Source organism: Thermincola sp. GK-1, from assembly GCF_059412445.1.
Map to the genome: position 1 here is coordinate 21,330 of NZ_JBSQAT010000012.1, position 13,598 is coordinate 34,927.

Genomic DNA, 13,598 nt, shown 5'->3' on the forward strand with positions numbered 1-13,598 from the left:
GGATCACCTCACGGTTATATTATACCAAAACTGAAAGGAAAAATATATCACAACTTGTCCCTGCCTAAACCAAAAAAAGCAGCTTCCTGCTGCCAATTCAAACACTGTTCACCCGCATTATCCGTGCCCCTAGCGCGGAGTATTTTTTTTCCAAATCCTCATAACCTCTGTCAATGTGCCATATGTTTTCTATTACTGTGGCATCTTCCGCAATCAGGCCAGCCAGTACCAAAGCTGCTCCCGCCCGTAGATCCGTAGCTTCAACAAAGGTCCCGCTTAGCTTTGAGGTGCCTTTTACAATAGCTGTACGTCCCTCGATTTTGATATCAGCTCCCATCCGGCGAAGTTCATCAACATGCTTGAACCTGTTTTCAAAGATACTTTCTGAAATTATACTTGTCCCCTGCGCCACAGTCATTAGAACCATTAACTGCGCCTGGACATCGGTGGGAAACCCAGGATAAGGTAAAGTTTTGACATCTACGGCTTTGAATTTCCCGTCGCTGGCTACTTTGATCCAGTTCTGGCCCACCTGAATGTCTGCTCCTGCTTCACGCAATTTAGCAATTACTGAATCCAGATGTTCGGGGATAACATTTTCCACAACAACTTCGCCAGCCGTAATTGCCCCGGCTATCAGGTGGGTAGCTGCCTCAATACGGTCAGGAATTACGGTATGTTCGGCAAGCTCCAATTCCCCTGCGCCCTCAATTTTAATCACATCAGTTCCGGCGCCGCGCACCTTTGCTCCCAGGCTGTTCAAAAAGTTTTGCAAGTCAACAATTTCCGGTTCTTTTGCCGCATTTTTGATTACCGTCTGGCCGCGGGCCAAAACAGCTGCCATCATCAGATTTTCTGTGGCTCCGACACTTGGAAAATCCAGGTGTATTTCGGCGCCTTTCAGGCAATTTGCTCTGGCCTCCACAAACCCATGTTTTTCCGTAATTTCCGCCCCCAGAGCGGCAAAACCTTTTAAATGCAGGTCCATAGGTCTTGACCCGATGGCACACCCTCCGGGATAAGCAGCTCTCACGTGGCCGAATCTGGCTAACAGGGGGCCCATAACCAGGTTGGAAGCCCGCATACGGCGCATCAAATCTTCGGAAATTTCCTTCGAGCAAACGCGGCTGTTATCTAGCTTAAGGGAAGAACCCCGGCATTCTATCACAGATCCCAGATACTTGAGAACCTCTTTCATCACATCGATATCCTTGAGCTTTGGAACTTCATGAATCAAACAGCCCTTATCGGTCAGTAAACTGGCAGCCAACACGGGAAGTGTGGCGTTTTTTGCTCCGCTTACCCTGATCCTGCCATTAAGCCGCTTGCCTCCGATGACAATGAACTTCTGCAATTTGTCACCTCCAGTTTCGGCTACTCCCCTACTACCTGTACTTCCAATTCCAACATAACATTAAATTTTTTATAAACCGCGTTTTTGACCTGTTCAATCAAGGTCAAAACATCGTGGGCAGTAGCGCTGTCCAGGTTTAGAATAAAATTGGCGTGCTTTTCGGACACCTGAGCGTCTCCAACGGTCAATCCCTTGCAGCCGGCTGCATCTATCAACCTCCCTGCAGAAGTCCCGGCCGGGTTTTTAAAAACACTGCCGGCATTAGGTTTGCCTACGGGCTGCAATTGCCTTCTCTTTTCCAAAAACTCAGTCATGCGTTTCTTTATTTCCACAGCAGGAGCTCTTGCTAACAAAAATACAGCTTTTGTGACAATGAAATTCTTTTGGAATATGTTGCTGTACCGGTACCGAAAATCCAGGTCTCTTCCCGGCAAAACCAACAGTTCGCCGTCGGAGTCAAGAACATTCACCTCCTTAACAACCTCACCGATACTTTTGCCGTGTGCACCGGCATTCATAACAATGGCCCCGCCCACGCTTGCCGGAATGCCGACAGCAAATTCCAGGCCGCTCAAAGCATGGTCGGCAGCGACCCTGGCAACAACCGGCAACAGAGTTCCTGCAGGAGCAAAAATTAAATTCTGTTCCTCGTCAACCTTAACTTCCCCCGCGGCCATTTTTATGACCAGCCCCCGGATACCTCTGTCCTTGACCAGCAAATTGGAACCATTGCCCATAACTAAATATGGTATCCCATATTTTTTGGCTAGTTTTATAGCGGCCCAACAGTCTTCAATATCTTCCGGAATAAGCATGAGGTCTGCCGGCCCGCCTATCCGCCAGGTGGTATGTAATGACATCGGTTCGTTTACGAGGATTTCACCGGATATGAGATTTTGCAGTTCCTCTCTGAACCTGCAAATGCTCATTTACTTTCCCTCTTTCAACCGTCTGACCAACTCAACCCCTACGGCCCATATGTTCCCTGCTCCAAGGGTTAGAACCAGGTCGCCCGACCTGGTATTAGCCAGCAAAAATTCGAGAATATCTTCTTCAGTCTTTAGAAAATAAACCGGCGCCGTAGTATGTTTTTTGACTTCATCGATGATCAGTTGGGCGCTGACCCCGGCAATAGGTTTTTCGCCGGCGCTATATATTTCAGTAATAATGATAATATCAGGACCATGGAATGCTTCACCAAATTGTCTGTACAGGAATTTGGTCCGAGTAAACCGGTGAGGTTGAAACACACTGATTATCCTTGTAAAACCTGCCTTTCGGGCGGCTTGCAAAGTAGCTTTCAGTTCGGTAGGATGATGGGCATAATCATCAACAACAGTTATGCCTTTTACCTGTCCTATTAATTGAAACCGCCTTCCCACACCGGTAAAGCTGGCCAGAGCATCTGCCACCTGCTCGAAGCTTAAACCTACCAGCCGACCAACAGCCAAAGCGGCCAGGGCATTGGCTAAATTATGCTCGCCGGGAACATTAAGCCGTAACTTGCCCAAATATTCGTTCCTGTAAAAAACGTCTACAGAACTTTGCGTACCCTGGCATAATACATTTCGACCTTCATATTCAGCCGGCACTCCAATACCGTAGCTGATAAAAGGCTTCTTTAATTTGTCGGCCAGAACCTTTACTTTGGGACTGTTGAAGCATAAAATGCAAAAACCTTCGTCGGGAATTTTTTCGGTAAACTCCTGGAAGGCTGCATCTATTTTCTCCGTTGAGCCATAATAATCCAGGTGATCGTCTTCAATATTGGTTATTACTTCAATATAAGGAGACAGCTTCAAAAAAGACCCGTCACTTTCGTCCGCCTCAGCCACCAGGTATTCTCCCTTACCCAGCTTGGCATTGCTACCTATATCGAATAATTCCCCTCCGACGACTACCGTAGGATCCAGGCCGTTTTTTTCCAGCACAAGCGCAATCATTGAAGTGGTGGTCGTTTTTCCATGAGCTCCAGCTACTGCAATCCCTTTTTTCTCTGCCATTAAACCGGCCAGCACATCGCCCCGGTGTAGTATCTTCAATCCCTTCTTCCTGGCTTCCGCCAGTTCCTCGTTATCCGGGGATATTGCGGAGGAAACTACTACGACTCTAATTTCTTCCGATATATTTTCCCGACTATGGCCGAGATAAACCTTTGCCCCAAGTTCTTTTAATTGAGAAAAAGTGCGGCTGCTCTTGATATCAGAACCACTTACTCTCATACCTTTTTGCAGCAAAATTCTTGCTAAACCGCTCATCCCGGCGCCGCCGATACCGATAAAGTGAAATTGTGTCTGGTCCTTACCCAATGACTTGTTCAGCTCCTTCCCGGCAAAAACCTTATCGTATCAACCGAAAGCTCTACCCTATAGTATGCAGATATTGATTAGAGGGTGAATGAACTTGTCCTTTTTAATGATACAACTTGTCCAATCGAAGCTCTATTTTAAAAGGTTTTGCGCTAATTTGACTATATTTTGCAAGGCATCTGGCCTTCCCAGTGCCTTTGACTTTTCCGCCATTTTATGCCAAAGTTGTATATCCTGGCGTAGGAGTTCAACGTTTTCGATAATCTTACGCCCCGTCAATTCGGCGTCTTTAATCATAACTGCCGCACCCTTGTCCACAAGGGCTCTCGCATTGTATTCCTGGTGGTTTTCCGCCGCGTAGGGATATGGAATTAAGATGCTTGGAATTCCTTTGGCTGTAATCTCGGCTATCGTAGTGGCGCCGGCCCGGCATACAATGAGGTTTGCGGCGGCGAGGGCCGCGGGCATATTATGCAGATAAGGCCTAATGATGATATTGTTGAGCTTGGCCGGGTCCAAGCCCCGCAGCTTCAGCCTGTCATTTAATTCGTGATAACCCGATTCGCCGGTGACCAGCAATAGCCGGACACCCGCATGGTTATGGAAATGTTCCAGAACTTCCACCATAGCCAGGTTGATAGACCTGGCTCCTCTGCTGCCGCCAACAACCAAAACATTGAACCGGTCGGGTGCAAAACCCAGGTCTGTTCCATCCTCCGGCCTGGCATTAAGGATTTCCGGCCTGACAGGCAGACCGGTGACAACAACTTTCCCGGGATTTTTAAAATACTTGACCGATTCCGGAAATGTGGTTGCCACCCGATTAACTAGTCGGGCCAGCAGTTTATTGGTTATGCCGGGGAAAGCATTTTGTTCATGAATGAGCGTCGGAATTTTTTTCAGTACAGCCGCCAGAACTACAGGGCCGCATACATAACCTCCGGTGCCGATAACAATGTCAGGCCTGAATTCGTCCATAATCTGCATGGCCTGAAAAAAACCTTTGGTCACTTTAAGCAAAGAAGAAAACAACCGCACCCCTATTTTCCTCGGCAGCCCTTCAACCGTAACAGTTCTGAAAGGGACCCCGGTCTGCGGGACAATCCCTGCTTCCAGGCCTTTGGCCGTGCCCACATAGAGGACTTCAGTACCCGCTTCGGCTTCCTGAAGGCCTTTGGCTATTGCCAAAGCCGGATATATATGACCCCCTGTTCCTCCCCCGGAAACGATAACCTTCATTTGTTATCCCCCTAACGGACTGAGCCATACTTGGAAATATTGAGCAAAATACCTACACCGATTAAGGTAAAGATCAGGGATGAACCGCCAAAACTGATCAGTGGCAGCGGAATTCCCGTTACCGGCATGGAGCCGGTAACCACGCCAATGTTTATGATGGCCTGCAGCGCCACCATTGTAGTGATGCCTACGGCCAGCAAACTGGAAAAGGAATCAGGCGAACTTAGGGCAATCCGGAAACCCCGCCATACAAAAAGTATGAAAAGCAGCAACACCAGACTTCCGCCCAAAAATCCCAACTCCTCACCCAATACGGCAAAAATAAAATCAGTGTGTTGTTCGGGCAAATAGAAAAACTTCTGGTGGCTTTGCCCCAGGCCCAAACCAAAGAGTCCTCCGGAACCCAAGGCATATAGCGACTGAATAATATGAAATCCGCTGCCCAACGGGTCTGCCCAGGGATCAAGAAATGCCAGGAACCGCCGCAGTCGGTAAGGTTCAAAAGCTATTGCCAGGCCGACTGCCCCTATCCCCGCCAGGGCCAGAGCAGATAAGTGCCTAGCCTCGGCTCCCGCTGCAAACAACATGACGAAAACTGTGCCGGCCACAGATACTGCTGTTCCCAGGTCTGGTTGCAGTAATATAAGACCGCAGGCCAAACCGAGAATCAACAAATTGGGCAGTAGTCCCTGGGAAAATTTTTTTATCTTGTGTTTTTGCACTGATAACCCATAAGACATAAAAATTACCAGGGACAGTTTAACCATTTCTGAAGGTTGTATCGTAAACGGTCCTAAACCAATCCAGCGTTGCGCGCCTTTAACGGTTTTCCCAATGCCGGGCAGGAGTACCATAACTAGCAATGAAAAAGCCAAAACCAGAAAAGGAATCGCCATTTTCTTGTACTTCCAGTAATCTATCCCCATGGCCAGCATCATAGCACCAATCCCGACGCTGGCCCATAAAAGCTGTTTCTTGAGGTAATAATATGTATCGTGCAACCTTTCATGGGCTGTAACCTGGCTCGCGCTGTAAACCATAACGATACCTATAACCAGCAGTAAAATTGTGGCCATAAACAGCAAAAAATCCGGTGATTTTTTACGCAGGGTCAAAGCGCTACCTCCTTAAACTCAGGACAACCTCCTTGAATTTTTCCCCGCGTTGTTCGAAATCTTTGAACATGTCCCAGCTTGCGCAGGCCGGTGACAGCAGAACTATCTCTCCGGGATTGGCAACTTCAGCAGCTTTTCTCACCGCTTCTTCCAAAGTATGAGCACGGTAGATATTACTGAAACCGACTTTATTCATGCTCTCTATAATCTCGTCGGCACACTCGCCCAAAACCACCAGCGCCCTGACCTTTTCCCTGACTTTGGCCGCAAAAGCAGTGAAGTCACTGCCTTTATTGCGGCCTCCCGCAATTAACACCAGGGGTTGATCATAAGAATCCAGGGCCTTCATGGCTGCATCCGGATTTGTGCCTTTCGAATCATTAATATACACCACTCCGTTGATTTCAGCAACATGTTCCATCCGGTGCGGGACACCCCTGAAGGTACGCAAGACTTCCGCTATAACCTCCGGTTCCACGCCCAGGGCTGCTGCCGCCGCCGTGGCCGCCAACGCATTTTCCAGGTTATGGTTGCCCCGAATAAAAATATCTTTAACCGAACAAACATCTTTGGAGCCCTGGCCCAGGTCAATAATAATTCTGTCCTGCCGGACATAGACTCCTTTTTCTAACTTATGCCGGCGGCTGAAAAATATAACCTGGGCTTTAACCTGTTCTGCCCAAGCAGCCACCTTCGGGTCATCAAAATTCAGTACCGCAAAATCTTCGGGGCCCTGGTTTTCAAAAATTCGCGCTTTGGCCAAAATATAATTTTCAAAGGTGCCATGCCTATCCAAATGGTCAGGCGTAAAATTCAGAATGATGGACACCTTCGGTTTAAACCGGTGGATGCATTCCAGTTGAAAACTGCTTACTTCGGCAACAATGATGTCTTCCCGTGCATATTTTTCAACCTCCGCCACCAGCGGCAGCCCAATATTGCCCCCGACCAATACCCGCCGGCCCGCGGCCTTAAAAATTTCCCCGGTCAGAGTCGTGGTGGTGGTCTTTCCGTTGGTGCCGGTAATGGCCACGACCGGCGACCGGGCAAACCGGTATGCCAATTCCAGTTCACTAAGCAAAGGTACTTTGCGTTCCAACGCCTGCCGCAGGGGTTGTTCCGTTAAAGGAACTCCTGGGCTGGTGACAACCATGTCAAAGCTATCAGGCGTCACCTCGGGGTACGCCCCCGCTGCAACAGTCACTTCCTTTGGCAGGCTGTTTACAGCCTGCCCCAGGTCCTGCCTCGCTTTTTTGTCAGTGATGGTTACAGAAGCTCCCTTGCCCGCCAAAAAGCCAGCCACCGCCAATCCGCTTTTGCCAATCCCTACCACCAGTACTCTCTTATTTTTTAAGTTTAAAGCTTCCATACCAATTCACATCCTAACCTGACTCATACATTCCTAGTATTCCCAAAACAGCCCCTGCCACAGCCAGCAGCCAGAAAAAAATAACTATTTTCCATTCCGACCAGCCCTTCAATTCGTAATGATGATGTAAAGGACTCATCAGAAAAACTCTTTTCCCGGTAGTTTTAAAAGAAATAACCTGAATGATTACGGACAAAGTATCCAGCACGTAAACAATACCAATAATCGGTAAAAAAAGTTCTGTTTTAGTGACCACAGCCAGTCCCGCCAGCGCTCCTCCCAAAGCAAGGGAACCTGTATCTCCCATAAACACTTTGGCCGGATGAGCGTTATACCTTAAAAACCCGATACAGCCACCGGCAACAGCCGCTGCTACAACAGCAACCCCTGTTTTACCCATCATTAGAGCGACTATTATATACGCAACCGCCGCCACAGCCGTGACTCCGGCTGCCAATCCATCCAGCCCATCGGTAAGGTTTACGGCATTAGTTGTGGCAACTATGACCAAGGAACCCAGCAACAGATAAAGGGGCACCCCCAAATTCACCCGGAGCTGGCCACCGAAAGGAATAATCAGGTCCGTTCCCCGGTTTAACACAAATACTGCTACAGTGAGCATCAAAGCTGCCGAAAAAAATTGGCCGACCAGTTTATGCCGGGCCCTAAGCCCCAGGTTTCTTCTCATAACCACCTTAATATAGTCGTCGATAAACCCTAATAGGCCGAAAAGGGTTAAGCCTGCCAAAACTAATAAAACATCGCCCGTCTTATCCGCAATGAGCAGAGAGGCAGCTCCGATGGCCGTAAGAAACATTATTCCCCCCATGGTGGGAGTGCCGGCTTTTTTCAGGTGCTTTTGCGGGCCTTCGGCCCGAATATATTGCCCGAATTTTAATTTGTGTAAAACAGGAATCAGTATTGGCCCCAACATTATAGAAATTAGTAGTGAGACCCCTAGTCCTGATACTACCTTTTCCACTTTCTCTCCCCCTACCCCCGCTTAGGCGCAGGTAATTCCTTCCACAATTTTTTCCATTTTCATTCCCCGCGAACCTTTTACCAATACCAGGTCGCCGGCTTTCAATATATTATTAAGAATCTCCAATGCCTCATTGTTATTTCTACTCACATAAATATTTTTCCTATCCATACCCGCCGCTTTAGCCGCTTCTGCAATGTGCAGTGCTAATTCCCCAACAGTTACCAGGATATCAATTTTTAAATTTTGCACAGTTTCTCCTACTTCGCGGTGTCCCTGTACTGTCCGTTGTCCCAATTCATACATATCCCCTAAAACGGCAACTTTTTTCCCTGCACAGGGCATCTCCGCAAGTATGCGGACAGCAGCTTTACTTGATGCAGGATTGGCATTATATGTATCATTGATTATTTTCAAGCCATTGCAGTCAATAATCTGCAGCCTCATACCGCTAAGCACAACATTCTGCAAACCTTCCATGCACATTTCCCACGAAAGCCCTTCCTGCAAACCGACGGTAATAGCCGCCAGGGCATTATAAATGTTGTGCCTGCCAGGTACCGGCAGGTGGAAAACCTTTGCAATGTTGTCGCGTATTATGGTGAAACTCGCACCGGCGCCCATGTTACATTTTATGTTGTCGGCATAGACGTGATTGGAATGATCCATACCATAGAATATTACTTTTGCCCTCGTCAGGTGCGCATACTTTCGCTGCCAGGGGTCGTCACCGTTCAAAACTGCATACCCGCCGGTAGGAATATGCGGCAGCAGCTCAGTTTTCGCCCGGGCAATATTTTCCACTGTACCCAATCGCTCCAGGTGGGTTTCGCCGATATTTGTTATTACCCCGGCGGTAGGACAGGCAATCCGGGCCAGGAAATCTATTTCCCCGAGCCCACGCATGCCCATTTCCACAACCACGGCGCCATGAGACTCGTCCAAACCCAAAAGGGTCAGGGGAAGCCCAATTTCGTTGTTAAAATTACCCAATGTTTTCAGAACCCGGTATTTTGTCTCCAACAAAGCAGAAATCATATCCTTGGTGGTCGTTTTACCGTTGCTGCCTGTTACGGCCACAACCGGCCCGGAGAACTTCTTTCTGTTATACCGGGCAAGTTGTTGCAAAGCTGTCAGAGTATTATCGACCAAAAGGATATCACCGTCGGGAAGGTCTTGCTGCATCCGGCTCACAATTACTCCATGCGCCCCAAGCTGCAAAGCCTGCCCTACAAAATCATGGGCATCAAAACGCTCCCCTTTTAATGCCACAAAAAGGCTGCCCGGAACTATCTGCCGCGAATCGGTACAAACCTGTGTATAAACGCGGTCCGCATTTCCTTTTACCATGCGTGCCTTGATAGCGCCGGCAATTTCTCCGAGTGTCATTTTATACATAGTTCATTACCTCAGGAAAACTTTTCTTTTAATATTTCCATAGCGACCTCACGGTCGTCAAAGGGTAGCACCTTTGTCCCGACAATCTGGTACGTTTCATGTCCCTTACCGGCTATAACCACCACGTCACCCGTTTTAGCCATGTTCAGGGCATGCCTAATAGCCTCTTTCCTATCCTCGATAACGGTATATTTTTCCGGCCCGATAATAGGTTTGACGCCTTCCTCAATATCTCTCAGGATTTCTGCCGGATTTTCGCTGCGGGGGTTATCAGAAGTAAGTACGGTAAAATCACTGAGCTTCGCCGAAACTTGACCCATGATAGGACGTTTTGTCCGGTCCCGGTCTCCCCCGCACCCAAAAACCGTGATCAGTCTGCCTTTCGTAAACTCCCTGGCTGCACTAAGTACATTTTCCAAACCATCCGGTGTATGAGCATAGTCAACCAGCACAGCGAAAGGCTGGCCTGCTTCCACTTTTTCCATCCGACCCGGTACCCCTTTTACCTCCTCCAGAGCTTCCTTGATTACCGGCAAAGCAATATTTTCGCCCAGACCGGAAGCTACCGCCGCCAATGAGTTGTAAACATTGAACAGGCCTGTCAGGTTTAGCTTCAAATCAACGGAACCCCTGGGAGTAACAGCGGTGAAGCTGACCCCATCGGACCGCAAGTCAATTTTCTCTGCCCGCACATCAGCGGCTGACTGTATTCCGTATGTAATTACCTGACCATGTGTAACTTCCAGAAAGCTCTGCCCTTTGGAATCGTCAATATTAATTATGCCATACTTATTTCTGCTCTTCCTAGAATTTTTTCCTAAATTAATGAATAATTTTTGTTTGGCCGCCAGGTAGTTATCCATAGTTTCGTGAAAGTCCAGGTGGTCCTGGGTGATGTTGGTAAAGATGGCCTGGTCATATTCGCAGCCCGCTACCCTGTTCAATTCCAGGGCGTGGGATGACACTTCCATCACAGCGTAATCTACTCCCGCATCAACCATTTCTGCCAACAAAGCCTGCAAATCCAGAGATTCCGGCGTAGTATTGGTTACCGGAAGCACCCGGTCAATGATTTTATTTTTAATAGTCCCGATTAATCCTACTTTCTTACCGGCCTTGACGAGTATGTTTTCTATGAGATGAGTAGTGGTGGTTTTCCCATTGGTACCGGTTACGCCGATAATATTCAGCTTATCGCCAGGATAATCGTAGAAAGCCGCCCCCATATAGGCCAGTGCTTCCCGCGTATCCTCCACCGTTACCACTGTGACAGAAGACGGCACGGTAATAGGTTTTTCCGCAATTATAACGGTCGCCCCGTTTTCCACCGCATTTTGGGCAAACAAATGGCCGTCGGTCTTGTACCCTTCTATGCATATAAAGGCAAAGCCAGGCTGCACTTTCCGCGAATCATAAGCCAGCCCCTCAATTTGCACCGTCAAATCTCCCTGCACCCGGGCGCCGTAAATATTCTTCAGCAGGTCCGTTAATCGTCGCATAATTATCCCCCCTGGTCGTACATTCCCACAAATTTCCTACAAGTTTTATTATTAACGGGAATATAACTGTTTATCCTCTATATTTTTGCGCTGTCTCAGGAACAAAGTAAGGTTGGAGCATGACGATTCCCCTGCTCCAACCTGATTTGTGTTTAAAAAGAGTTGCCTATGTCCTTAAACATGGGCAATGTCTTTTTTACGGAAAAGGCTCGGGCGCCGGTGGGAGGAAAATCACTTTGACTGTCGTCCCGGCTTTCACCTTGGTTCCGGGCTCTATTTTCTGGCTGGCGGCTACCCCTGACCCCTCCGGGTTCATTTTTAGCCCCAGGGCCCCTAACAGCTTACCGGCTTCTCTCATGGTTAAACCCGTTAAGTCGGGTACTGTCACCTCCGTACCCTCTGGAACACTCTTGGCTTCCGGGCCAACATAAAGTATCACCGGGGTTTTTTCCAGCACTTTGGCGCCGCCTTTAGGCTGCTGGTTCAAAACCCATTGGCCGGAACCTTCTAAATTGCTTGCCAAACCTGCCTTTCTCAGAATATCCTGGGCTTCAGTCAAAGGCATGTTAATTAAATCAGGTACTATAACTTCTTTACGTTTTTCTTTTTCTTCCAGTTCAGTTTTGCTGACCCGCGGCCTGACGTTCAGGTAACGAAGTACGTCGCGGGCCACGTTTTTAAATACGGGTGCAGCAATCTGACCGCCGTAATAGGTTCCTCCCTGTGGTTCATCAATAACCACAAGTATTGCCACCTGTGGGTTTTCAACAGGGGCAAACCCTGCAAAGGATGCAATATATTTGCCGGAGGAATATCCGCCTTTACCGGCTTTTTGGGCAGTACCGGTCTTGCCGGCGGCAGGGTATTCTTCCATATAAGCATTTTTTCCGGTACCCTGACTTACAACCTTCTCCAGAATCCCAGCCAACTGGCGGGCCGTTGACCTGGAAATCACCTGGCGCACTGGTTCAGGTTCAATTTTCCGGACCAAATGCCCTTGACTGTCCCGGATTTCTTTGACCAGTTGGGGCTTCATGAGTACCCCGTCGTTAGCAACTGCCGATATAGCGGTAATCAGTTGAATCGGCGTCACCGAAATAGATTGCCCGATAGATATGGTGGCAAGGTTAATGTTCTTGACCTGTTTTTCCGGGATAACAATTCCTTTGGCTTCTCCGACCAATGGTATGCCGGTCTTTTGCCCAAAACCAAAAGCCTTTATATACTTGTAGAAGCGTTCCCTCCCCAGATCAAGCCCAACCTGAATGAATCCAGGGTTACAGGAGTTTTGGGCCACTTCTTCAAAGGACTGGGAACCATGAGCTCTGGGATACCGCCAACACTTTATCCTTTCACCGGATACTACGACATAGCCGGGGTCATAGAACCTGCTTTCCGGTTTCACAACCCCCTCTTCCAGAGCAGCGGCGGCTGTAATAACTTTAAAAGTGGAACCCGGTTCATAGTTCAGCCAAATGGCCGGATTTCTCCAACTGGTTTGCGGATATTCGCCATATTTATTCGGGTCAAAATCCGGCCGGTTGCCCATAGCCAGAATGCCGCCCGTTTTGGGTTCCATTACTATAATGGTGGCGCTTTTCGGGTTATAGGTTTCTACGATATTATCCAATTCACGCTCTACGAAATATTGAATAGTTTCATCTATGGTCAGCACCAGGCTGTTTCCGGGCTGTGGCGGTTTGTACTGATGCAGGGCCTGCGGTATTTCCCGGCCCAGGGAATCCTTTTCGACCAAGATTCTCCCCGGAACACCGGCCAGTTCTTTTTCCATTGTAACCTCAATACCGTTCAGACCATAGTTATCAATACCCACAAACCCCAATACATGAGAGGCAAGGTTGCCGTTCGGATAGGACCGCTGACTTTCTTCCACAATATCTATCCCTGGCAGTTCCAGCTTTTTGATTTTTTTGCTAATTTCCGGATCAACTTTTCTCTGGATATATACAAAGTTGCTTCTTTTCGTTATTTTCTTATATATCTCCTCATATTTAAGGCCGAGAATCTCGGCCAGCTTTTTCGCGGTTTCTGCAGGTTTTTTTATTTCCGGCGGAATGGCGTAAACTGTATCCGAACTGATGCTGATCACCAGTTCCTTTCCGTTCCGGTCGTAAATGGTCCCTCTTTTCGCAGGTACTTTAATATCGTCCATCCTGTTTTCCAGGGCCTCGGTGCTAAGTTTATCCCCGTTAACAAACTGAATCCATGCTAACCGACCAATCAAAAATAGCAGGAATGCTCCCATGATCAAGAATAGCTGGGTTATACGCTTTCTCATTAAAACATTGGTGGTCACATGAGTTCAACCCCTC

General features: G+C 48.2%; 10 protein-coding genes. All 10 read right to left on the bottom strand.

What is annotated here, in order from left to right; genetic code table 11:
- Positions 1 to 97: 97 nt before the first annotated feature.
- Entirely contained in the window at positions 98 to 1,354 is a 1,257-nt protein-coding gene (gene murA, locus ACSNJE_RS11620; RefSeq protein ID WP_052216853.1) for a UDP-N-acetylglucosamine 1-carboxyvinyltransferase, read from the bottom strand.
- A 20-nt stretch (positions 1,355 to 1,374) separates the two neighbouring features.
- Positions 1,375 to 2,283, bottom strand: a complete 909-nt coding sequence (gene murB, locus ACSNJE_RS11625; RefSeq protein ID WP_474774309.1) for a UDP-N-acetylmuramate dehydrogenase — start codon at positions 2,281 to 2,283, stop codon at positions 1,375 to 1,377.
- Complete coding sequence (murC, locus tag ACSNJE_RS11630) at positions 2,284 to 3,663, bottom strand: UDP-N-acetylmuramate--L-alanine ligase (RefSeq protein WP_474774308.1); 1,380 nt, start codon at positions 3,661 to 3,663, stop codon at positions 2,284 to 2,286.
- 132 nt (positions 3,664 to 3,795) lie between these two features.
- Complete coding sequence (murG, locus tag ACSNJE_RS11635) at positions 3,796 to 4,902, bottom strand: undecaprenyldiphospho-muramoylpentapeptide beta-N-acetylglucosaminyltransferase (RefSeq protein ID WP_474774307.1); 1,107 nt, start codon at positions 4,900 to 4,902, stop codon at positions 3,796 to 3,798.
- An 11-nt stretch (positions 4,903 to 4,913) separates the two neighbouring features.
- Positions 4,914 to 6,017 (bottom strand): stage V sporulation protein E, encoded by a 1,104-nt coding sequence (gene spoVE / locus ACSNJE_RS11640; RefSeq protein WP_013121007.1) that lies wholly within the window; start codon positions 6,015 to 6,017, stop codon positions 4,914 to 4,916.
- Positions 6,018 to 6,021: 4 nt separating this feature from the next.
- Positions 6,022 to 7,386 carry a UDP-N-acetylmuramoyl-L-alanine--D-glutamate ligase gene (murD, locus tag ACSNJE_RS11645; RefSeq protein WP_495252712.1) on the bottom strand — a complete coding sequence of 455 codons (1,365 nt, stop codon included), beginning with the start codon at positions 7,384 to 7,386 and terminating at the stop codon, positions 6,022 to 6,024.
- A 13-nt stretch (positions 7,387 to 7,399) separates the two neighbouring features.
- Complete coding sequence (gene mraY / locus ACSNJE_RS11650) at positions 7,400 to 8,368, bottom strand: phospho-N-acetylmuramoyl-pentapeptide-transferase (protein WP_083436752.1); 969 nt, start codon at positions 8,366 to 8,368, stop codon at positions 7,400 to 7,402.
- Between the two features lie 21 nt (positions 8,369 to 8,389).
- On the bottom strand, positions 8,390 to 9,766 hold the full coding sequence (locus ACSNJE_RS11655; RefSeq protein WP_495252713.1) for a UDP-N-acetylmuramoyl-tripeptide--D-alanyl-D-alanine ligase: 1,377 nt from the start codon (positions 9,764 to 9,766) through the stop codon (positions 8,390 to 8,392).
- Positions 9,767 to 9,777: 11 nt separating this feature from the next.
- A complete protein-coding gene (locus ACSNJE_RS11660) occupies positions 9,778 to 11,265 on the bottom strand; it encodes a UDP-N-acetylmuramoyl-L-alanyl-D-glutamate--2,6-diaminopimelate ligase (protein WP_495252714.1) in 1,488 nt (495 codons plus the stop codon).
- A 196-nt stretch (positions 11,266 to 11,461) separates the two neighbouring features.
- Positions 11,462 to 13,582: a stage V sporulation protein D gene (locus ACSNJE_RS11665; RefSeq protein ID WP_495252715.1), complete on the bottom strand. Its 2,121-nt coding sequence runs from the start codon at positions 13,580 to 13,582 to the stop codon at positions 11,462 to 11,464.
- Between the last annotated feature and the right edge of the window lie 16 nt (positions 13,583 to 13,598).